Genomic DNA, 23,035 nt, shown 5'->3' on the forward strand with positions numbered 1-23,035 from the left:
GTGAAAAGTAAACGGTGAAAAAACTAATTGTAGGGCTTGGAAATCCGGGTAAAAAATATGCGTTAAACCGTCATAATGTAGGTTTTATGGCAGTTGATTATTTAGTAGATGAATTTAATGCGAGTAAATCAGGTAATTATAAAGGCGAACTTTTCAGTTTTAAAGATTTCTTATTTTTAAAACCTTCAACATATATGAATTTAAGCGGAGAAAGTGTAATACTTGTTAAAAATTTTTATAAAATAGACAATGAAAATATAATAGTGATCCATGACGATTTGGATCTAAAACTAGGCGCCCTTAAATTTAAAAGAGGAGGCAGCAGCGGCGGTCATAACGGACTTAAGTCTATTGACAAATATATCGGAAATGATTATTATAGAATAAGAATCGGAATTGGCAGACCTGAGAGAAAAGAAGAAGTGGTAAATTATGTATTAAGTGATTTTTCTAAGGATGAATTAGAATGTGTAAAAACCACTTTTCCGATAATAAAAAAAGCAGTTTTTGAAATAGATAAAGCCGCTTCAAAATATTCAAGGAAATCTTGTTAATGTATTTTGTATATTTATTAAAAAAATATATTAAAAATTTTTTTATTTTTTTGTTTAGTTTGTCTTTTTTATATTTATTAATAGACATAATAGCTAACTTTTCAAAACTTCCGAATTCTTCTAATTTACAAATCTTATATTCTGTGTATGTTTTAGGGTATTCTTTTGAAAATTTTTATCCTTTAGCATTAATTTTTTCTTTTTTATACAGTATTTATTATTTGATTAAATATAACTATATGGTTTCTTTTTATTCTCTCGGATTTTCAAAAAGAAAAATATTATTTCCATTTTTATTTTTAGCATTTATTGTTTATTTATTATTTTTAGTATTGGACAATACAAATTATGTATATTTAAATCAAAAAGCAAAAAATATAATTTCTAGTAAAAAAATAAAAAAGGAAAATCTCTTTTTAAAACATAAAAATAACATTGTATATATTAAAGAATTAAAACCTCTTTTAAAAAAAGCTATAGGTTTAAAAATTTTTGTTTTAAATAATATGGAGTTAAAAAAAATTATCAATATTAAAGAAGCCATTTATCAGAATAATGTCTGGAATGGTACAGATGTAACTATAATAACTATAAATAATGATAAAATGAATGTAAAGAAATTACATAATTTATCGGTTTTAAAAAATTTTGAGCCACTGGTTTTATCTAACCTTAAAAGATTAGATTCATTATCCATTAAAGATGCCTTGCTTGCAATTAAAATTTTTAAGGATATTAAATTAAATAAAATAATTGCGGTTTTACTTTATAAAATACTTACACCGTTGAGTATTATTTTGTTGTTAATTTATTTTATGTACATTTCCCCTATACATCAGAGAATTTCAAATATTTCAGTATTTATGATAAAATCAATTTTTTTTGTAATTTTTATATGGGGAATTAATTTATTGATTTATAAATTTGTCAAACAGGGAGTATTGTCTCCTTTTGTTTTATTTCTTCCATTACTTTTTATTGTTATATTAGATTTTTATGTAATAAAAAAGGAGAATTTATGAATTTTAAAGAATTGGCGGCTAAGTATGATACACCATTATATGTATATGATTTTAATCATTTTACAGAGCAATTTAATAAATTAAAAAAATCTTTTAAAGCCAGAAAAAGTATTATTGCATATGCGGTTAAAGCTAATTCAAATTTGAGTGTGATAAATCATTTTGCAAAACTTGGAAGCGGTGCTGATTGTGTAAGTATAGGAGAGGTAAAAAGGGCGTTATTAGCAGGAGTCGATAAATATAAGATAATTTTTAGCGGAGTTGGAAAAAGAGATGATGAAATTAAAGAAGCTCTAAAAAGTGATATTTTAATGCTGAATATTGAAAGTGAAGCGGAGCTTAAAAGAATTGAGGAAATTGCAAAACAATTAGGTAAAGTTGCAAGAATCAGCATCAGGGTAAATCCGAATATAGACCCTAAAACACATCCATATATTTCAACAGGGCTTCATGAAAACAAATTCGGAGTTGATATAGAAACAGCAAAAAAATTATATCTTTATGCCAAAAAGAGTGAGTTTTTAAATCCTATAGGTATTCATTTTCATATAGGAAGTCAGCTGACCGAATTAGAACCCATAAAAGAAGCAAGCCAGATAGTTGCAGATCTGGTTAGAAGTTTAAAAGCTGTAAATATTGATATTAAATTTTTCGATGTAGGCGGGGGGCTTGGAATCAGATATAAAGATGAAAAATTAATTGAACCTTATGATTACGCTCAGGCTATTTTGTCAACTCTAAGCGGTCTTGATGTGACAATAATTTGCGAACCGGGCAGATTTTTGGTCGGAAACGGCGGATGGTTTTTGACAAAGGTATTATACGAAAAAGAAAACGGAGACAAGAGATTTGTAATTGTAGATGGGGCTATGAATGATTTGATAAGACCAAGCCTTTATAATGCGTATCACAAAGTAGAAGTTTTAACCGACAATAAAGAAATGAGCAAAGCCAATTTAGTTGGACCGGTATGTGAAAGCGGTGATTTTTTTGCTAAAAATGTAGATCTGCCAAAAACAAATCCAGGAGATTTGGTTGTAATCCATTCAGCAGGTGCTTACGGATTTACAATGAGCAGTAATTATAATACGCGTCCAAGGGCTGCAGAGATTGCAGTGATGGATGAAAAAGACAGACTTATAAGAAGAAGAGAAACATTTGAAGATTTAATAGCCTGTGAAATAGATTATTTGAAAGAATAAAATGAAGGCTTTTTTTATTGATGTCCAGGGGACATTAATAGACGATAAAAAATTTTTTCCTCTTCCAGGGGCGATTGAATTTATAAATTACTTAAACAAAAACGATTATCCTTTTGTTTTAATAACCAACAATACAAAAAAAGAAGATTTTAAAAATTATCTTGCAGGTTTAGGTTTTAATTTTAAATATTATTTAGATCCGTTAATGGTTGCTGACAGATATATAAAAGGAAGTATTGCCCCTTTTGGAAATGAAAAATTTGTAGAAATTATGTCAAAAAAATATAAAGTTGATTTTAAAAATCCAGACAACGTAGTGTTGGGAATTAAAATATTTCCTCCTGATGAAATTGCTGATATTATTGAATATTTGCTTAACGGGGCTAATTTAATAGGTATGCATAAAACTTCACTCTATCATAAAAATAATAAGCGTTATCCCGGGCTTGGTGCTATTTTAGAAATGCTACATTATGCTACAAACAGGGAATATAAAGTTGTAGGAAAGCCTTCTTTTGAATTTTTTGAAGCGGCTAGAAAAAAAATTAATTTAAATTATGATAAAATTACCATAATTAGTGATGATTTAATCGGTGATTTGATTCCGGCTGCTAAACTTGGTATGAAAACGGCTTTGGTTTTAAGCGGAAAAATAAAAAGTATTCGCGAAGTAAATAAAAATGTAGATTTTGTAGCTGAAAATATAGGAGAATATTTAAAAAGGAAAGAGTTTTGGATTTAAATAAACTAAGAAAAGAGATTGATGCCATTGACAATGAAATTTTGAAATTACTAAATAAAAGAATGAAAATTGTAAAAAAAGTGGGGGAGATTAAAAATTCTTCTAACACTCCAATTTACAGACCTGAGAGGGAAAAGGCAATAATTGAGCGATTATGCGGACTTAGTAAAAGGGAAAACGGGATTTTACAAAAAGAACATATCGAAGCTATATTTTTAGAAATTTTTGCAATAAGCAGAACACTTGAGAGACAGGAAAGAGTGGCTTTTTTGGGACCGGTGGGTACTTATACGCATCAGGCGGCTGAGCATAAATTCGGAGCGAATGCCAGATATCTTCCGCTTCTTAATATTGAGGCGGTGTTTAAAGCGGTACATAATAAAGAAGCAAAATACGGGGTGATACCTATTGAAAACAATACAGAAGGCGTAGTGGGTATTACGCTTGACAGTTTAAAAAAATATGATGTTAAAATTGTATCAGAAATATGTCTTGATATACATCATTCTTTTGCTTCGCTTCAGGACGACCTCTCAAAAATCAAAAGAATTTATTCACACCCTCAGGGTTATAATCAATGTCTTAATTTTCTTGAAACCCATGGGTTACTTGATATAGAATTTATTCCAACCGAATCTACGGCAAAGGCTGCAAAACTTGCAAGCAAAGATGAATTGTCTGGGGCAATATGTTCAAAGATAGCGGCAAAGCTTTATAATGTGCCTTTACTTTTTGAAAAAATAGAAGACAATTTGGCAAACAGGACAAGATTTATAATAATTAGTGATTTTAAAACCCAAAAAAGCGGAAATGATAAAACAAGTGTAATAGCTAAAACCCCACATAAAACCGGTGCTCTTTTTGATTTGCTTAAAAAATTTAAAGACAGAAATATAAATCTTTTGAAAATTGAAAGCAGACCAAACAAAGATGATACGTTTAATACCTGGTTTTATATTGATTTTGAAGGACATATAGACGATAAAAAAGTTTCCGAAGTGATTAAAGAAGAAAACATGATTTGGCTTGGAAGTTATATTAAAGAATGCTAAATTGGCTGAGACTGTATAATGGATAATGGAAAATTAAGGAGAATATAATGTTTGAAAATTTAGCAGATTTAAAAATATACGAAGCTGGAAAACCTATTGAGCTAGTTGTTAGAGAATATGGAATAGAACCAAAAGATATAATAAAACTTGCAAGTAATGAAAATCCATACGGTCCTCCTCCAAAAGCAATTCAGGCTGTCAAACAAACAGCAAATCTTATGCACAGGTATCCTGATGACAGTTTTTATGAATTAAAAGAGGGGCTTGCTAAAAAATTTGATATTAAAGACTCAAATATAATAATTGGGGCTGGAAGTGACCAAGTTTTGGAATTTGCAATTCATGCAGTAATGCCAAAAAAAGTTTTAATGGCGAGAATTACATTTGCAATGTATGAAATTTATTCGAAACAGTTTGGTGCTAAGATTTTAAAAACCCCATCAAGTATGCATAATTTAGATGAATTTTATGAAATTTATAAACAAGAAAAGCCTGAAATTATATTTTTATGCATACCCAATAATCCTTTAGGTGAATGTTTAGATGCAAAAGATGTATATGAATTTATTGAAAAAATAGATGAAGAAACTTTAATTATAATAGACGGGGCATATCAGGAGTTCGCAAGTTTTAAAGATAAAAATAAAGAGATTAAACCAAAAGACGTTTTAAAGTACCAAAACGTTTTATATACCGGGACATTTTCTAAAGCGTACGGACTCGGGGGAATGAGGGTCGGTTATGGGATTGCTAATGAGTTTATTATAAAAAATCTTCACAAGTTGAGACCTCCTTTTAATATTACCACTCTTTCACTAAAAGCGGCAATTGAAGCATTAAAAGATGAAGAATTTGTAAAAATAGGAATTGAAAAAAATTTTGAAGAAATGAAAAAATATGAAAAATTTGCAAAAGAACATAATTTAAAATATATAGAAAGTTATACCAATTTTATTGTTTTATATATAAAAAATTCCACTTTAATTGCACAAAATTTGTTAAAAAAAGGTATAATTGTAAGAGATATGGCGAGTTACGGATTTGATGCATTAAGAATTACAATAGGTAAAAAAGAGGAAAATGAAAAATTATTTACAATATTAAAAGGTTTGATTAATTGAGTTTTGAAGAATTGTTTAAACAGATAATTGCTTTTAGTAATAATTTAAACAAAAAACAAAAAATCGTTATAGGCGTAAGTATTGCAATTGTAATACTGTTAATCTCTTTTTTAATAGTTTATAATTCTGCGTCTGCTAAAAAATATAATAATTATGCTGTTTTGTTTGAAAATTTAAAACCTAAAGATGCAGCTCTTATAGCCCAGTATTTAGACAAAAAACAAATTTCTTATATTATTCCCCAGGACGGAGTTATTGAGGTTCCAAAAAATAAAGTTCAAAAATTAAGAATCGATATCGCAGCCCAGGGTCTTCCAAAATCAGGAAATATTGGATTTGAACTATTTGATAAAAACAGTTTTGGAGCCACAGCGTTTGAAGAGAAAATTAAATATTTAAGGGCGTTGGAAGGTGAACTGGCAAATACAATTGAATCTATTGATGCTGTGGAAGAGGCAAAAGTAAATATTGCTTTGCCAAAAGAAAGTGTCTTTGTTTCGAAGCAAATTCCTCCGACAGCTTCAGTAATGATTAAATTAAAACCAAATATGATTTTGACCCCGAAGCAGATCAAAGGAATAAAATATCTTGTTGCTGCAGCTGTACCAAAACTTAAACCAGAAAATGTAAAAATAATTGACCAATATGGAAATTTGCTTGGTGAAAATGATGAATTAACCGCCAATAATGAACTTTTAAAAACAGAAATGATTTATAAAAAAAGACTGGAAAAAGAGCTTGAGAATAAAATTGTATCAATATTGGCTCCGGTTGTTGGCGGAAGCGATAAAGTTGTTGCAAAGGTTAATTTAGACATTGATTTTTCTAAAGTGAAATCACATGCCACAATTTATTCTCCTGATAATGTTGTGAGAAGCGAACAGACTTTGGAAGAGGAAAAAACAGGATATGGGGATAAAAAAGTAGGCGGGGTGCCAGGGGCAGTAAGTAATATTGGACCGGTTCAGGGGTTAAAATCTAATCAGATAAAAAATAAATATTCAAAAAGTGAAACTACTACAAATTATGAAATTTCAACAACGATAAAAGATACAATCGCTCCTCTTGCAAAAATCAAAAGGGTTACAGCGGCGGTTGTTGTAGACGGACATTATAAAAAAGATAAAAATGGTAAAATTGTTTTTGTGCCGTTAGATAAAATTGAAATAGCAAATATTACCAATTTAGTAAAAAATGTAATAGGATTTGACTCTAAAAGAGGAGACAGTGTAAGTGTAAGCAGTTTTCAATTTAATAATGTAAATAATAGCAATAAATCTACAGTGGAAACAGTTATGGGAAATATTGAATTATATTTAGGAGCGTTTGGCAATATTATAAAATATTTAATTTTAGCTATAGTACTGTTTATTTTTTATAAAAAAGTAATTGTTCCTTTTTCCAGAAAAATGCTTGAAGTGAAACCTGAAGAAAAAGTTGAAAAGCCAAAAAAAGTATTGGAAATAGAAGAAGAGGAAGAAGACACATATGATAAAATAAAAGAATTAAAAGAAAAAGTTGAAACCCAGTTAGGAATTAGTTCGAGTGTAAATGAAGAGGAATTAAAATATGAAGTACTGCTTGAGAGAATTACTAAAATGGTGGAGGAAAAACCTCAGGAGGTTGCAAAAGTATTAGAAAATTTATTAAAAGAAGAAATTGAAAAAGGACTTTAGATGGCTTTATCACCTCAGCAGCAGGCTGTACTGGATGAATTATCAATGCCTGAAAAAATTGCAATTTTATTAATTCAGTTAGGTGAAGATTTAACAGCTCAGATTTTTTCATATATGGACGTTGACGCAATTACAGAAATCAGTAAATATATTGCAACTGCAAAAACTATAGATAAGGCTATAGCAGCTGCCGTATTGGAAGAATTTTATGTTATCTTCCAGTCTAACCAATATATTGCAAGCGGCGGATTGGAATATGCAAAAGAAATACTTTATAAAGCATTAGGTCCAGAAGAAGCTAAAAAAGTTTTAGATAAGCTAGCCAAATCACTTCAAAGTGAACAGAATTTTGGATTTTTACAGAAAGTTAAACCCCAACAACTTGCAGATTTTATTATTAACGAACATCCTCAGACAATTGCACTTATTTTGGCCCATATGGATCCAACCAGTGCAGCTGAGACGCTTAGTTATTTTCCAGATGAATTGAGGGCTGAGGTGTTAATTAGGATGAGTAATTTAGGTGATATTTCACCACAGATTATTAAAAAAGTCAGCGCAATACTTGAAACTAAATTAGAATCATTAACAGGATATAAAGTAGAAATCGGAGGTGTAAGGTTTGTAGCCGAAATATTCAACAGACTCGGCCAAAAGGCTGCAAAAGAAACACTAAAATATATTGAACAGATAAATGCAGACCTTGCTGAAAAAATAAAAGAAAAAATGTTCACATTTGAAGACATTATTAAACTTGATAATACTGCCATAAGAGAAATATTGAAAGAAGTGGATAAACAGACATTGATGATAGCCCTAAAAGGTGCGCCTGAAGAACTTAAGCAAAAATTTTTATCAAATATGTCCCAAAGAGCGGCTGCGGCATTTGAAGAAGAAATGCAGTTTTTAGGGCCTGTAAAGGTTAAAGACGTTGAAGCTGCTCAGAGACAAGTAGTTGAGGTTGTCCAAAAACTTGCTGAAGAAGGAAAAATAGCTGTTGGCGCTGAGGAGGAGGTAATTGAGTAAAATTATTTCAAAAGACAATTCCGATACGCATGTTGTCAAATCTTATAAGTTTAAAGAATTAGATGATACCGATTTTCAAAAAGTTTCTTTTCAAGAATCCCAAAAAAATGAAACAGTAAACGAATCGCAGGATAAAGTGTCTCAAAGCAGTGTTTCAAATCAAAATGATGAATTAATTGAAAGACTTTTAAATAAAATAGAAGAATTAAGCAATAATATTATTAATATCGAAAATAATTTTAATAATCAACTGAATGAATGTAAAAAGCAGATTGAAACTGAAAAACAGAAAGCTTATGAAGAAGGTTATAAAAAAGGCTTGGAAGAGGGTAAGAAAGAAATTGAATCATTGTTGGGAGAAAAGATTAAATTGTTGGAAGATTCAATAGAAAAAATTGATAAAATAAATGAAACATTCGAAGAGAAAATAATTTCTATAGAAAAAGAATTAATTTCTGTGGCTTTGGATATTGCAAAAGAGGTAATTCAAAAAGAAGTTAGTGAAAATTCTAAAGAAATAGCATATAATCTTGCAAAATCTTTAATGGATGAAATCAAAGAGGCTACAAAAATAAAAATAAAAGTAAATCCTAAAGATGCACAGTTTCTCAAAAGTAAAGATTTAAAAAATGTGGAAATTTTAGAAGATCCTGCCGTAAAAGAAGGTGGGGTTGTTATAATAAGCGATGTTGGAAATATTGATGCAGAAATTATAAGTAGGTTTAAAGCAATAAAAGAAGCAATTTTAGAGGAGAGAAATAGTGAAAATTGATGTTAAAAAAATGAATATTGAAGAGTTGAATAATTTAGCAAATAAAATTAGAAAAAGAATCCTTGATGTTGTATCAAAAAAAGGAGGACATTTAAGCTCAACTCTTGGAGCCGTCGATTTAATTATAGGGATGCATTATGTGTTTGATGTAGAAAAAGATCCTTTTATTTTTGATGTGTCGCATCAGGCATATGCGCATAAACTTTTAACCGGCAGATGGGAAGAATTTGAAACGCTAAGACAGTTTGGCGGTATCAGCGGATATACAAAACCAAAAGAGAGTAAATATGATTATTTTTCTGCGGGCCATTCTTCTACTTCAATATCGGTTGCGGTTGGTGCGGCAAAAGCGATTAAGTTGAAAAAAGAAGACAGAATACCTGTTGTTTTAATAGGTGATGGCGCTATGGGTGCCGGTATGGTATATGAAGCAATGAATGAACTAGGGGACCTTAAACTTCCCGTTGTAATTATTTTGAATGACAATGAAATGAGTATCGGAAGACCGATTGGTGCTGTAAGTAAATATTTAACAAAGTTAAAAGCAAAAAAACCTTATCAGAATTTTAAGGATAAATTTAAAAAACTGCTTGATTTTATGCCGGAAGATGTAAAATTTACAGCAAAAAAAATGGAAGAATTTTTCAGTGTAAACGGTATATTTTTTGAAGAAATGGGACTGGAGTATATTGGACCGATTGACGGGCATAATATTGAAGAAATTATAGAAACTTTAAAAATAGCAAAAGAACTTAAAAAACCGGTTGTAGTTCATGCAAAAACTATAAAAGGTAAAGGTTATAAACAGGCTGAAGGGTATTACGAGCACTGGCATGGAGTTGGACCATTTGATGTAAAGACAGGCAAATCTCTTAAAAAAAGTTCTCTTTCGGCGACTAAAGTATTTGCCGAGAGCTTGCTTGAAATAGCCAAAAAAGATGAAAAAGTTGTCGGGGTTACTGCAGCAATGCCAAGCGGAACCGGAATGAAAGATTTGATGAATGCATTTCCTGAAAGGTTTTGGGATGTCGGGATTGCCGAACAGCATGCGGTAACATCCATGGCGCCTCTGGCAAAAGAGGGATTTATCCCTTTTGTGGCAATTTATTCCACATTTTTACAAAGAGGATATGATCAGATCATTCACGATATATGTCTTGACAATTATCCTGTGAGGTTTGCAATTGACAGGGCCGGGATAGTAGGGGCTGACGGTGAAACACATCAGGGTGTTTTTGATGTGGGATATTTAAGAATACTTCCCAATATGACCCTTTTTGCCCCAAGGGATTTTGAAACATTAAAAAAGGCTGTTGAATTTGCGTATAAGTTTGACAAAGGGCCTTGTGCATTCAGATATCCAAGGGGTTCGTTTGAGCTTGACAGCGGAACTTTTGAAGCTAATGCTTTTGAGCTTGGAAAAGGCGAAATTTTAATAGAAAGTAAAAATATTATGTTGATTGGATATGGAAACGGCGTTGGGAAAGCTTATAAAGTATATAATTTATTAAAAGAAAAAGGGATTGAGAGTGGTATTGTTGATTTAAGATTTGTAAAACCTTTTGATGAAAATTTATTAAGAAATCTTAAAGCGAAAAAATGGTATGTAATAAGTGATAATGCTAAAGAAGGCGGAATAGCTGAAATGCTTAGTGATTTTGCAAATAAAGAGAATTTGGAAGTTGAAATTAAGAGCTTTGAATATCCAGATATTTTTATTCCTCACGGTGATGTAAAAGAAGTTGAAAAATATTTGGGTGTTGACGAAGAAAGTATTGCAGAAAAAATTATAAAAGATATAAATGGCTAAAGCTGTATTTGGAGGCGGGTGTTTTTGATGTTTGGATGCAGTTTTTGGAAAAGTTGAGGGTATAAAAAATGTAATTTGCAGATATTCAGAAGGAAGAGAAGCTAATCCAACTTATGAACAGGTCTGCAGCGGTGTTATAGGAGATGCAGAGGTTGTAATGATTGATTATGATGAAAATAATATAAGTTATGAAGATTTATTTGATGTATTTTTTGAAATATACTATTCAACTCAGCTTAATAAACGGGGTAACGATATAGGCACCTAGTACCGTTCAATTATTCTTTGTATGGATAAAAATCAAAAGAGATTGCAAAAAGAAAAATATATGAGCTTAAAAATAAAGGTATTAATGTAGTAACAGAACTTGAAAAATTTGAAAAATTTTACCCGGCAGAAGAATATCATCAAAATTTTTTTGCAAAAAATCCAGATAATCCTTATTGTCAGTATGTAATTTTACCCAAAGTGGAAAAATTTTTATATAATAATAAAAAAAGGAGTGGGAAATGAAATTAGAAGATTTGGTAAAAATAGGTGTTGGTAGTATTTTTTTGGCAAAAGAAAAAATGCAGGAATTAATTGAAGAGGCTAAAAAGAGAGGAGAACTTACAGAAAAAGAAGCAGAAGAACTGATAAATGAGATGAAAAAAGAATCTGAAGAAAAGCTAGAAGAAATCAGAAAAATGATAAAAGACGAAGTTAAAAAACAGCTTGATGAATTAGGTGTTGCTACAAAAGAGGATATAAAAAGAATAGAAGAAAAAATTGAAAAATTAAATGTTCAAAAATAGTATTTATGAACTTAAACGCACAAAAGATATTATATTTATATTGGCAAAAAACGGATTCGGGGATTTAGTTGAAAGTTTGGGAATTCCGGTTCCTTTTAAAAAAAACAAACCTAAATTATCAAGAAATGAAAGAATAAGAAAAGTAATAGAAGAACTTGGTCCAACGTTTATAAAATTGGCCCAGATTCTTTCTCTCCGCCCTGATTTGATTCCTATTGAACTGGCAAAAGAATTTGAAAAACTTCAGGATAATGTAACTCCTGTCCCTTTTGATGAAATAAAGAGTGTTATTGAAGAAGAATTGGAAAAAAATTTTGATGAATATTTTGAAGGTGATTTTACACTTTTGGCCAGTGCATCCATAGGGCAGGTATATAAAGCCAAATTGAAAACCGGAGAAATCGTAGCTGTTAAAGTATTAAAGCCTGAAATAGAGGAAAAAATTTATGCTGATATAAACATACTTCTAAGACTTGCGAAAATAGTAAGGGAAAAATTACTAGTTTACGGAATAGACAGTATAAAAATTGTAGAAGAATTTGCAAAATCAATTAAAAAAGAACTTGATTTTAATATAGAAGCCCTTAATTTGAAAAGATTTTCCGCAAATTTTAAGAACAATCCTAGTATTAAAATACCAAAACTTTATTTTGTTTCTAAAAAACTGCTGGTTTTGGAATATATTGACGGTATAAAAATTTCTGATATTGATAAATTGAAAAAAAACGGATATGACCCAAAAGAAATCGCAAAAAAAGGTTTTGATTTAATATGTGAGCAGATTTTCATCCATAGATTTTTTCATGCGGATCCGCATCCGGGTAATTTAATGGTTTATGATGGAAAGATAGTTTTTTTAGATTTTGGAATAATGGGGCGGCTTAGTGAGGAAGACAGAAGATATATTATTGAACTTGTTTTTTATGTTATAAAAAATGAGGAGGAAAAGGCTGCCGAATATATTCTTAAACTATCTAAAGTTTCTAAAAATACAGATGTTTCTTCTTTTAAAAAAGAGGTTGCGGATATAATCTCTACATATTTTTATTCATCTTTGAAAAATATAGAAATAAAAAAATTAATAGAAGATCTGCTTGTCAGTATGAGTAGAAACAATGTTTATTTAAAAGAAGATAATTATCTGTTTGTTAAGTCTATAGTTACAATGGAAGGGGTCGGAAAAAAACTTTATCCAGATTTTAATGCAGTGGAGGAGATTAAACCTTTTATTCTTAAAGTATACAAAAAAGAATTTTCCATTTTAAGTTTTATTAAAAAATCCCATGAATTAAATTTATCAATCATTGAATTTTTTAATAAAACACCTTCTAATATCAATGAAATAATAGATAAACTCAAAAATGGTGAGTTAAAAATTGAATTTGAACATGTGGGATTGGAGGAAATGGAAAAAACTACTAAAAATTCTTTCAATGAACTGTCTTTAGCCATTATAATCGCCTCAATTTTAATAGGTTCTTCAATGTTGCTTTCTTTTTATGTGCCTCCTTTAATCGGGCACATATCTGTCCTGGGACTTGGAGGGTTTATTTTTGCTTTTGTTTTGGGGGTATTGTTAATATTAGCCATTATAAGACAAAAATAAATATATAAATTTTGAACTAATTTTTAGTATAATTATTAAAAGGGAAAAATTGTTTAAAGAAATAAAAACTATAAAAAAATTAGTAATATATCTTATTATATTTTGGACTTTTGTTATTACATTTTTTATTTTTTTTGATATATACAAGAGTTATATTTACGCTAGAAATGAAGCATTGTCACAAGCTAAAGTAAAAACACAGGATGATATAAATTTTAGGCACTGGGTTGCTTCACATGGTGGAGTTTATGTGCCTATCGATAAAAACACTCCTCCAAATCCTTATTTAGCCCATTTAAAAAACAGGGATGTGGAAACGTTTGATGGTCAACATTTAACACTTATGAATCCTGCTTACGCATTAAGACAATTATTATCAACATCATCTTCAAAATATAAAGACAAAATTACTAGCAATATTTTATTAAATCCTAATAACAAACCGGATGAATGGGAAAAAAAGGCTTTAAAGATTGTTATTAAAAATGAAAAGCCCTATTATGAATTTAAAAATCACGATTATTTAAGATATATGGTTCCATTTAAAGTAGAAAAAAGTTGTTTAAAGTGTCATGCTTTTCAGGGATATAGAGTTGGGGATATAAGAGGAGCAATTTCTGTTACAATTGATGCAAAACCTATATTTAGAAAATATGTTTTATTAGATAAAAGTTATATTTTAGAATTAATTTTATTATGGTTAGTGGGGAACATATTTATTTTTATATGGTATAAAAAACTTAGAAAATCTATTTTAGATAAAATGGAAATATATGAAGAAGTTATTTATGGACTTGTTGATTTAGTGGAACAGCGCGATACATATACCGCAGGTCATTCTAAAAGAGTTGCTGAATATTCTGTAATGATTGCTAAAGAAATGGGATATGATAAAAATACCTTAGATCTTTTATACAGGGCAGGTATGCTGCATGATATTGGAAAAATTGTAACACCGGATTCTATTCTTTTAAAACCTGGAAAATTAGATAAAATTGAATTTGAATTGATTAAAGAACATGTTACAATAGGTTATGAATTTTTGAAAAAAATAGAAATATATAAAGATATAGCTGAAATTATTAAATATCATCATGAAAGATATGACGGTAAAGGTTATACAGAGGGCTTAAAAGGAGATGAAATTCCTATTTTATCAGCAATTTTAGCAGTTGCGGATGCATTTGATGCAATGACAACTAACAGGATTTATAAGGGAAGAAAAGATATTAATACAGCTCTGAAAGAAATTAAGGAATTAGCCGGAGAGCAATTTCATCCTAAAGTTGCGGAAGCAGCACAGAAAGCATTGAAAAATGTAAAAATTAAAAATGTTTCTCAGGTTCCTAAAACAAAACTTGAATTAGAAAGATTTGTATATTTTTTTAAAGATTCACTTACGGGCTGTTATAATCAAAAATATTTGGAATTTGTATTATCTAAAAATAATGATGAATTTTTTAATTATAAATATATAGTTTTTATATATTTGCACAATTTCGGAGAGTACAATAAAAAATATGGATGGAAAAATGGGGATAAAGAACTAGCAAGAATTGCTAGAGAATTACGTAAAGTTTTTTCATCAGGCGTTGTTTTTAGAAAAGAGGGTGACGATTTTGTTGTGTTATGTAAAAATAAAATTTCAATAGATGAAAAAAAATTAAAAAATATTGTAAATGATACTATAATAACTATTTCATATGAACAAAAAGAATTAGATGAAAATTTAAGAGAAAAATTGATTGAAGAACTTATTTAATTGGTAAATAACCGTTAGATGTTAAAATTTTTTGACCCTCTTTTGAAAGTAGAAAATGTGCAAAATCTCTGACTGACTTCTTTTTTAAACCTTTTTTTGAAATAACGAAATACTGATTAATTGGAGAATATAATTTTGGATTAATTTCTATCCAATTTATTCCTTTTTTATTATATTTAGATGGTAACAAATTAATTGCAGATTTTGGAATAAATGCTACTTTGTTTTTTGACCAGATTACATCATCAACGACTTCTGCAATGTTTTTTTTGTATTCTATTTTGTTTTTTATTTTTTCATATAAATGTAAATTTTTTAAAACTTCAATAGTTCTATTACCATAAACTGTTTGCTGTTTGTTTCCAATTAAAATTTTTTTAATTTTTTTATTTTTTAAGAAATTATAATTTTTATCATTTAAATTTTTAAAAAATATGATTAGCGAACCTTTTGTATAAAGTTTAGGTTTTGTAACAGCTTTGTGTGCATTATATACTTTTAATGCTCCTTTTTTATCTGCTGAAAGAAACATATCATAAGGGTATCCATTTAAGATGTCTTTAACTGCTTTGCCAGTTGATTCATATTGAACTAAAATATGATCGTTTGGATATTTTTGATAAAATTTTTTAAAAATTTTTTTCATTACAAATTCCATATTTGTTGAAGAAAGAACAATACCATATTTATTTAAATCCATTGAAAATAATGTAATCAATAAGCTAAAAGAAATAATTAATTTTTTCATTTTTTTCCTTTGAAAGGTTTTATTTAAGTAAAATAATTATAATATTTATCAAGCATTAAAATCGTATTGACGTTATTCAAAATATTATGTTGTTGAGTTAATGTGTTATTTATAAATAATATTATAAATCCTTTTGAATTACATATACAATAACTCTGTTTTTTTTGTTTGAAAAAATCAGATTATCAGATATTTTTAAAGCAAAATATTTTCTTTACAACAAGACTTTCAAATTTCTCATTATATTATTATACATTATGAATATTATAGCATATAAAAATAAGCTATTTTTGTGGAATAACAAAAGACATTATTTATAAAAAATTCAAATTTAAGCAGTTTTGAAGATTTCTAATTGGTACCGGCGGTGGGACTCGAACCCACATGAGCAGAGCTCATCGGATTTTGAGTCCGACGCGTCTACCAGTTCCGCCACGCCGGCTTGTTGTGGAATGAAATTATAGCAAAAAAAAAGAAAAAAAAGAATTATTTGTTAAGTAATTCTTTTAATTTTTTACCTACTTTGAATTTTACTGATTTAGTTTCAGGGATTTGTACTTCTTTACCTGTTCCCGGAACTCTTGCAACTCTCGGTGCTCTTGTTACAACTTCAAAACTACCAAATCCTATAAAACTAACTTTTTTACCTGCTTTCAATGCTTCTTCAATAGCTTCAATTGTTGCATCAATTGCTGCTTGAGAATCTTTTTTGCTAAGACCTGTTTTCTCTGCTACCGCTGCGATAAGTTCTGATTTTTTCATTTTTTCCTCCTTAATTTAATGTACAAAAAATTTTACTCTTTTTTTTTACTAAAAATCAAGTATTTATGGTAATTTTTGATATAATTTTGTCAAAAAAGGTAAAAAATGTCATCTTGCGAGTTACCTTCAGCAAAAAAAGCCGATAAAAATATATGTAAATTACTTAAAAATACTAAAACAATAGTCGTTGTGGGTCTTTCTCCAAAACCTCACAGGGCTTCAAATCAGGTAGCAAAGTATATGCAGGATAAAGGATATAAAATTATTCCTGTTTATCCGAGGGAAGATGAAATTTTGGGAGAAAAAGTATATAGAAGTTTAGACGAAATAGATTTTGAAGTGGATATTGTTGATATTTTCAGAAAAAGTGAGGATACTCCACCTATTGTAGAAAAAGCTGTAAAATTACCTGGAATTAAATGTGTGTTTTTACAGGAAAGCATAAAGAACAATAAATCAAAAGAGATAGCAGAAAATGCAGGAATTTTTTATGTAGAAGATAAATGCATAATGGTAGAACATATCAGATGTGAGAAAGAAGGTTTGTTATGATAAATTTAGAAAAAATAAAAGAAGCTAAAACAAGGGTAAATAAGGTAATTTACAAAACACCGTTTGCTTATGCCCCCACTCTTTCTCAAAAAGTGGGGAATGAAATATATTTAAAAAAAGAAAATTTACAAATTACAGGTGCTTTTAAGTTAAGAGGTGCTTTTAATAAAATTGCTTCCCTTCCGGAAGAAAAAAGAAAAAAAGGAGTTATTGCGGCAAGTGCCGGTAATCATGCCCAAGGTGTTGCATTCAGCGCAAATTATTTTAATATTCCATCAATCATAGTTATGCCAGAAGCTACCCCTTTAACAAAAGTAAGTGGTGTTAAAGAATATGGCGGAGAAGTTGTACTTGCAGGAAACAATTATGATGAAGCGTATGAATATGCTGTAAAATTGGCCAAAGAAAAAGGGTATGAATTTATTCATCCTTTTGCTGATTTTGATGTAATGGCCGGGCAGGGGACTATTGCACTTGAGATGCTTGAGAGAGTTCCTGATTTGGATTATATAATTGTGCCGATTGGGGGAGGCGGATTAATCAGTGGTATTGCCTCAGCCGCAAAACAGATTAATCCCAAAATAAAGGTTATTGGAGTTACGGCTGCCGGAGCTCCTGCTATGAGACTTAGTTTTCTCAGCGGTTCTGTACAAGACAGCGCATTTGTAAAAACAATCGCAGACGGTATAGCTGTAAGAGACACTTCGCCTATAACTTATGAAATCATAAAAGAAACAGTTGATGATATAGTTGAGGTTGATGATGAAGAGATAGCAAATGCTATATTATTTTTAATGGAAAGACAAAAAGTTGTTGTTGAAGGGGCGGGGGCAGTAGGTGTTGCAGCTCTTTTGCATCACAAAATAAAATTTTCTGCCCCTAAAAAAGTGGGTGTTGTTTTAAGCGGTGGAAATATTGATGTTACAATGATTAATTTAATTATTGAAAAAGGTCTATTAAAATCTCACAGAAAAATGAAATTAATTGTAACTCTTGTTGATAAACCGGGTTCACTTATGAGACTTACAGAAATATTAACGGAACAAAAAGCGAACATAGTTCAAATCGGTTATGACAGGACTGATTTGAATTTGGCAATAGGTGATGCAAATGTGACAATCGCACTTGAAACAAGAGGGCTTGAACATCAAGAGGCAATAAAAAGAGCACTTCATAAAAATAAATATAAATTTGTAGTAGAATAAGGAGAATAAATGAAATATGAAGTAGTAATAGGGCTTGAAGTACACGTACAACTTAATACAAAAACAAAAATATTCTGTAGCTGTGCTACAAGTTTTGGAGACACTCCAAATACTAATACATGTCCTGTGTGTTTAGGATTACCAGGGGCTTTACCTGTTCTTAACAAAGAAGCAGTAAGAAAAGCGGTCATGTTTGGTAAAGCTGTAAATGCTACAATAAATAAAAGAAGTATTTTTGCGAGAAAAAATTACTTTTATCCGGATTTGCCAAAAGGTTATCAAATAAGCCAGTTCGAAATCCCAATTGTTGAACACGGTGAATTATTCATAGAAGTTGACGGAAAAACAAAAAGAATAGGAATTACGAGAGCCCATTTGGAAGAAGATGCAGGAAAAAATATGCATGAGGGAGAATATTCAAAAGTTGATCTCAATAGAGCCGGAACCCCTTTGCTTGAGATTGTAAGTGAACCTGATATGAGAAGCAGCGATGAAGCGATTGCATATCTTAAAAAACTTCATGCAATTGTAAAATATCTCGGAATCAGTGATGCAAATATGCAGGAGGGAAGTTTCAGGTGTGATGCAAATGTTTCAGTAAGACCTATGGGACAAAAAGAATTCGGTACAAGGGTTGAAATTAAAAACATAAATTCATTCAGATTTATTAAGCAGGCAATCGAATATGAGATTCAGAGGCATATTGAAGCATACGAATATGATGAATATGATAAAGAAGTGGTGCAGGAAACAAGACTTTTTGACAGTAAAACTGGTGAAACCAGAAGTATGAGGGGAAAAGAAGAGAGTGCTGATTACAGATATTTTCCGGATCCGGATTTACTTCCGCTTGATGTTCCTGAAGAATTTTTTGATATTGAAATTCCTGAACTTCCTGATGAAAAAAAAGAAAGATACATAAAAGAATATAAACTCAAAGAATATGATGCTGGAGTTTTAACAAGCGAGCCTGCATTGGCTGAATTTTTTGAAAAAATGGTTTCTCTTGGCGTTGAACCAAATGCGGCAAACAGATGGCTTGCAATTGAACTTTTAGGAAGACTAAACAAACAAAATATTTCAATTGAAAATTCTCCTGTATCAGCTGAAAAACTTGCACTTATTGCAATAAGGGAAAAAGAGGCTGTAATTAGCGGAGCCGGAGGTAAAAAAGTATTAGACCTTTTAATGGAAGAAGACATTGAAGTTGATGCGGCTATTGAGAAATTAGGACTAAAACAAATAAGCGATGAGGGGGCGATTGAAAAAATCGTGGATGAGGTTTTAGCTGCGAATGAAGATAAAGTAGCTGAATATAAAGCCGGAAAAGAAAAACTTTTTGGATTTTTTGTGGGACAGGTTATGAAAGCAAGCCGTGGAAAAGCAAATCCACAGGTTGTAAATAAACTCCTTAAAAGTAAGCTTTCTTGAAAAGAGAATCAAAACTTGTAAAAGCCCTTGTGGCTTTTGCTTTTTATTTGGATGGAAACGAAAAATATATAAAATTTAAAAGAAAAACAGACAGACTTCTTAACGACCCTACTTATATGCCTAATAAAATATTTGACATATTTATGCTTATTTTAGTAAGTATCAGTGTTGCAATATTACTATATGATGTTAAGCATAATATAAATCCTTTTTTGGAAAAATTTGATTTTTATGTAGTTACTACAATTTTTGTAATTGAATATATTCTAAGGGTGTGGGTATATAACGATATACATAAAATTATTTTAGAGGAATATGAAATATCGAGTTTTTTGGAAAGAGGATTTGATTTAAAAGGGGTGATTTTTAAAATAGTAAAAACAAAACTTGAATATATGACCACCCCTTTTGCAATAATTGATTTTTTAGCTATTTTACCTGCATTTAGAAGTTTAAGAATTTTTAGAATTTTTATAATTTTCAGACTTTTTAAAATTTTAAGATATACCAATAATCTAAATATTTTTCTAAGTGTTTTAAAAGAGAAAAAATTTGAATTATTCATAGTATTAATTGCCGTTGTTTTTATTGTGTTTATAGGAGGTTCGATTATATATGTTTTTGAAGCTCATATCAACCCAAATATAAAAAACCTTTTTGATGCTTATTATTGGGCTTTAATTACAATTTCCACCGTCGGTTATGGGGATATTTCTCCTGTTACCCAGGAAGGAAGAACATTAACAATGTTTTTAATTATTGTTGGTGTGGGAATTATCTCATTTACAACGTCAATTATAGCAAGTGCATTTACAGAAAAATTATATGAGGTTAAAACAGAAAAAGTATTTAGGGAAGTTGACCATTATAATGAATTTTATTTAATTTGCGGATTTTCGGACGAGGCTGAAATATTGGCCGAAAAATTAAAAAAAGAAAAAAGAGATTTTTTAATTGTGGATACAGATGAAAACAGGGTAAATGATGCAACGATAAGAGGATACGAAGCTGTTAAGGGGGATATTACACAAAAAGTTTTTTTGAAAAAAATCAATTTTAATAAAATAACAAAAATTTTTGTATTAACTAATTCTGACATTACGAATACCTTTATAACCCTTACTTTAAGAAGTTTTTCAAAAAATGCTGAAATTATTGCATTGGCTCATGAGGAAAAAAATATTTCAAAATTGGAAAAAGTAGGAGCCAATTATGTTATTGTCCCCACCAAGGCGACGGCTCTTCTTGCAGGTGTTTATATTGGAAGTCCAATTACATTTGCAGTAATTGATGCTATTTTAAGTGAAAAGAAAAATGCAATTATTGATGAGATAAAAGTAATTGAAAATTCTATTTTAGACGGTAAATTAATTGGTGAAATCGATTTTGACAAATATAAAATATTACTTTTTGGGGTATTAAAATCAAAAGAATCTGAAATGCTTCAAAAAACCTTTTCTTTATCTAAAGGGCATTTTTATTTCAATCCTCCATTTGATCTGAAACTGGAAGCTGGGGATATTATTGTTATTATGGGATACAGTGTAAGTATAAACTATTTTAAATATCAAATTGAAAAGAGTAGTATATGAAAATAGCTATTTTTGGATTTAACAAATTTGGGGAAAAAATTGCTTCAACTTTAAAAAAACAAAATGTAATAATAATTGTTTTTGATGAAAATGAGGAAAAAAAAGCTAAAGAAAAATTTTTTGATGTTCTTTTGCTAAAAGAAATTACAGATGAGGAGTTAAATAAAATTGAAGAGATAAGTTATGCAATCTGTGCTTTGAAAGATGAGGAAAAAAATCTGTTTTTGGTTTTGTCTTTAAGAGAAATTTTTCCTAAACTAAATATTGTAGCAAAAGTTTCAAGTAAAGAAAATGAATACAAATATAAATTAGCAGGAGCGGATAAAATATTGAATCCTTATGAAATCATTGCGAACAGAATTATGACAATACTTAAGAAACCTTTAACTCTTAAAGTTATCGAAGAAATTATTTTTTCCGACAATAAACTTTCTTTTTCTGAAATTGTAATACCTGAAAATTCTTTTTTAGAAGGTAAAGCTATTAAAGATGTTTATAAGGAAATACAGGGTATTTATAATTTGTTAATTATAGGAATTGTTGATAAACAAATAAGTGATGAAGTTATTTTTGTTACAAAAGGTATAAATCATATTTTAAATCATAAAGATGTATTAGTGGTAGTCGGAGATATAGACGAAATTGAAAGATTTAAAAACGATTTAGAAATATTTAAAGGAATGCAATGATATCTATTATTGGAGCTGGCAGTTGGGGAAGCGCTTTATATCATGCCATAAAGCAAAAAGTAGAAGGTGAGATTGTTATTACTTCTCGAAGAAGAAGAAACATTGAAGGGTTTGTTGATATTGAAAAGGCTTTGGAAAGTGAATATATTGTTATTGCAATAGCAGCTCAGGCTATAAAAAATTTTTTAAAAAAGTATAATTTAAAAGATAAAAAAGTTCTAGTTGCAAGTAAGGGTATTGATAAAGATGAATTAAAATTTTTAAATGAAATATTCGAGGAATATGTAAGCATTAATGATCTTGCTTTTCTTTCAGGCCCTTCATTTGCAAAAGAGGTAAAAGAAAATAAACCGACAGCTCTTGTAATTGCTTCCAAAAATATGGAGTTGGCAAAAAAATTTAAAACTTTTTTCCCAAAATTTATAAAAATTTATATAGATGATGATGTTGAGGGTATTGAAGTGGCCGGGGCGTATAAGAATGTAATAGCAATTGCAGCCGGAATATGTGAAGGTCTTAATTTAGGAGCCAATGCAAAAGCCGCATTAATTAGCAGGGGACTTGTTGAAATAGACAGATTCGGAGAATTTTTCGGAGCAAAAAAAGATACTTTTTTGGATGTGGCTGGAGCGGGGGATTTGTTTTTAACAGCAAATTCCACAATGAGCAGGAATTACAGGGTTGGAATAAATTTAGCCAAAGGCAAAGTTTTAGATGATATATTAAATGAACTAGGTGAGGTTGCAGAAGGTGTATATACCACAGAAGCAATTTATAAATTGTCACAAAAGAATAATATTTATACTCCAATTGCCACAGAAGTATATAAAATTTTATATACCGGTAAAAAACCGGTAGAATCTTTAAGAGATTTGCTTATTTAGCTTTTTTTGTTGCATCAATTGCTATATAAAGAA

Annotated in this window: 21 protein-coding genes, 1 tRNA gene and 1 pseudogene; 20 read left to right on the forward strand and 3 right to left on the reverse strand. The window is 29.7% G+C overall.

The features are described 5' to 3' along the window. Positions 1–14: 14 nt before the first annotated feature. From pth to LNAT_RS04105, 14 genes and pseudogenes are all read left to right on the forward strand, one after another. The gene (pth, locus tag LNAT_RS04040; protein ID WP_096258632.1) at positions 15–554 is read left to right on the forward strand and encodes an aminoacyl-tRNA hydrolase; all 540 of its coding nucleotides are present in this window, start codon (positions 15–17) and stop codon (positions 552–554) included. Continuing rightward, on the forward strand, positions 554–1,576 hold the full coding sequence (locus LNAT_RS04045) for an LptF/LptG family permease (RefSeq protein WP_096258782.1): 1,023 nt from the start codon (positions 554–556) through the stop codon (positions 1,574–1,576). Before pth ends, LNAT_RS04045 begins: the two co-directional genes overlap by 1 nt. After that, complete coding sequence (gene lysA, locus LNAT_RS04050; protein WP_096258633.1) at positions 1,573–2,778, forward strand: diaminopimelate decarboxylase; 1,206 nt, start codon at positions 1,573–1,575, stop codon at positions 2,776–2,778. The genes LNAT_RS04045 and lysA overlap by 4 nt, the downstream gene beginning before the upstream one ends. 1 nt (position 2,779) lies before the next feature. Beyond that, the gene (locus tag LNAT_RS04055; RefSeq protein ID WP_096258634.1) at positions 2,780–3,520 is read left to right on the forward strand and encodes an HAD-IIA family hydrolase; all 741 of its coding nucleotides are present in this window, start codon (positions 2,780–2,782) and stop codon (positions 3,518–3,520) included. After that, positions 3,511–4,572, forward strand: coding sequence for a prephenate dehydratase (gene pheA / locus LNAT_RS04060; RefSeq protein ID WP_238593986.1), 1,062 nt, complete (start codon positions 3,511–3,513; stop codon positions 4,570–4,572). Before LNAT_RS04055 ends, pheA begins: the two co-directional genes overlap by 10 nt. Positions 4,573–4,619: 47 nt before the next feature. Continuing rightward, entirely contained in the window at positions 4,620–5,693 is a 1,074-nt protein-coding gene (hisC, locus tag LNAT_RS04065; protein ID WP_096258636.1) for a histidinol-phosphate transaminase, read from the forward strand. Then, entirely contained in the window at positions 5,690–7,369 is a 1,680-nt protein-coding gene (gene fliF, locus LNAT_RS04070; protein WP_096258637.1) for a flagellar basal-body MS-ring/collar protein FliF, read from the forward strand. The genes hisC and fliF overlap by 4 nt, the downstream gene beginning before the upstream one ends. Then, on the forward strand, positions 7,370–8,395 hold the full coding sequence (gene fliG, locus LNAT_RS04075) for a flagellar motor switch protein FliG (protein ID WP_096258638.1): 1,026 nt from the start codon (positions 7,370–7,372) through the stop codon (positions 8,393–8,395). It abuts the gene before it with no gap. Continuing rightward, entirely contained in the window at positions 8,388–9,167 is a 780-nt protein-coding gene (gene fliH, locus LNAT_RS04080) for a flagellar assembly protein FliH (protein ID WP_096258639.1), read from the forward strand. The genes fliG and fliH overlap by 8 nt, the downstream gene beginning before the upstream one ends. Further along, positions 9,163–10,977 carry a 1-deoxy-D-xylulose-5-phosphate synthase gene (dxs, locus tag LNAT_RS04085; protein ID WP_096258783.1) on the forward strand — a complete coding sequence of 605 codons (1,815 nt, stop codon included), beginning with the start codon at positions 9,163–9,165 and terminating at the stop codon, positions 10,975–10,977. The genes fliH and dxs overlap by 5 nt, the downstream gene beginning before the upstream one ends. 31 nt (positions 10,978–11,008) lie before the next feature. Next, positions 11,009–11,490 (forward strand): annotated as a pseudogene (gene msrA, locus LNAT_RS09005) (peptide-methionine (S)-S-oxide reductase MsrA). Then, complete coding sequence (locus LNAT_RS04095) at positions 11,487–11,771, forward strand: phasin family protein (protein ID WP_096258640.1); 285 nt, start codon at positions 11,487–11,489, stop codon at positions 11,769–11,771. Before msrA ends, LNAT_RS04095 begins: the two are co-directional and overlap by 4 nt. Next, entirely contained in the window at positions 11,758–13,377 is a 1,620-nt protein-coding gene (locus tag LNAT_RS04100) for an ABC1 kinase family protein (RefSeq protein ID WP_096258641.1), read from the forward strand. The genes LNAT_RS04095 and LNAT_RS04100 overlap by 14 nt, the downstream gene beginning before the upstream one ends. 49 nt (positions 13,378–13,426) lie before the next feature. Beyond that, positions 13,427–15,139 (forward strand): HD domain-containing phosphohydrolase, encoded by a 1,713-nt coding sequence (locus LNAT_RS04105; RefSeq protein WP_096258642.1) that lies wholly within the window; start codon positions 13,427–13,429, stop codon positions 15,137–15,139. Here the strand turns inward: LNAT_RS04105 and modA are convergent. The 3 genes from modA to LNAT_RS04120 all read right to left on the reverse strand — a co-directional run bounded on the left by modA (position 15,132) and on the right by LNAT_RS04120 (position 16,649). Further along, positions 15,132–15,887: a molybdate ABC transporter substrate-binding protein gene (gene modA / locus LNAT_RS04110; RefSeq protein ID WP_096258643.1), complete on the reverse strand. Its 756-nt coding sequence runs from the start codon at positions 15,885–15,887 to the stop codon at positions 15,132–15,134. The genes LNAT_RS04105 and modA overlap by 8 nt on opposite strands. Positions 15,888–16,243: 356 nt before the next feature. After that, positions 16,244–16,329 (reverse strand) — tRNA-Leu (locus LNAT_RS04115). A gap of 44 nt (positions 16,330–16,373) precedes the next feature. Further along, on the reverse strand, positions 16,374–16,649 hold the full coding sequence (locus LNAT_RS04120; RefSeq protein WP_096258644.1) for an HU family DNA-binding protein: 276 nt from the start codon (positions 16,647–16,649) through the stop codon (positions 16,374–16,376). Between the two features lie 105 nt (positions 16,650–16,754). Here LNAT_RS04120 and LNAT_RS04125 point away from each other — a divergent pair, with 105 nt between their 5' ends. Genes LNAT_RS04125 through LNAT_RS04150 form a run of 6 tightly spaced genes read left to right on the forward strand, consistent with a single transcriptional unit; the run spans position 16,755 to position 23,002 of the window. Next, positions 16,755–17,201 (forward strand): CoA-binding protein, encoded by a 447-nt coding sequence (locus LNAT_RS04125; protein ID WP_096258645.1) that lies wholly within the window; start codon positions 16,755–16,757, stop codon positions 17,199–17,201. Continuing rightward, positions 17,198–18,406 carry a threonine ammonia-lyase gene (gene ilvA / locus LNAT_RS04130; RefSeq protein WP_096258646.1) on the forward strand — a complete coding sequence of 403 codons (1,209 nt, stop codon included), beginning with the start codon at positions 17,198–17,200 and terminating at the stop codon, positions 18,404–18,406. The genes LNAT_RS04125 and ilvA overlap by 4 nt, the downstream gene beginning before the upstream one ends. A 9-nt stretch (positions 18,407–18,415) precedes the next feature. Then, the gene (gene gatB, locus LNAT_RS04135) at positions 18,416–19,837 is read left to right on the forward strand and encodes an Asp-tRNA(Asn)/Glu-tRNA(Gln) amidotransferase subunit GatB (protein WP_096258647.1); all 1,422 of its coding nucleotides are present in this window, start codon (positions 18,416–18,418) and stop codon (positions 19,835–19,837) included. Beyond that, the gene (locus LNAT_RS04140) at positions 19,834–21,429 is read left to right on the forward strand and encodes an NAD-binding protein (protein ID WP_096258648.1); all 1,596 of its coding nucleotides are present in this window, start codon (positions 19,834–19,836) and stop codon (positions 21,427–21,429) included. The genes gatB and LNAT_RS04140 overlap by 4 nt, the downstream gene beginning before the upstream one ends. Then, on the forward strand, positions 21,426–22,118 hold the full coding sequence (locus LNAT_RS04145; RefSeq protein ID WP_096258649.1) for a potassium channel family protein: 693 nt from the start codon (positions 21,426–21,428) through the stop codon (positions 22,116–22,118). Before LNAT_RS04140 ends, LNAT_RS04145 begins: the two co-directional genes overlap by 4 nt. Next, on the forward strand, positions 22,115–23,002 hold the full coding sequence (locus tag LNAT_RS04150) for an NAD(P)H-dependent glycerol-3-phosphate dehydrogenase (RefSeq protein WP_096258650.1): 888 nt from the start codon (positions 22,115–22,117) through the stop codon (positions 23,000–23,002). Before LNAT_RS04145 ends, LNAT_RS04150 begins: the two co-directional genes overlap by 4 nt. Positions 23,003–23,035: the final 33 nt, after the last annotated feature.

The sequence above is a fragment of the Lebetimonas natsushimae genome, assembly GCF_002335445.1.
GTDB classification, from domain to species: domain Bacteria; phylum Campylobacterota; class Campylobacteria; order Campylobacterales; family Nautiliaceae; genus Lebetimonas; species Lebetimonas natsushimae.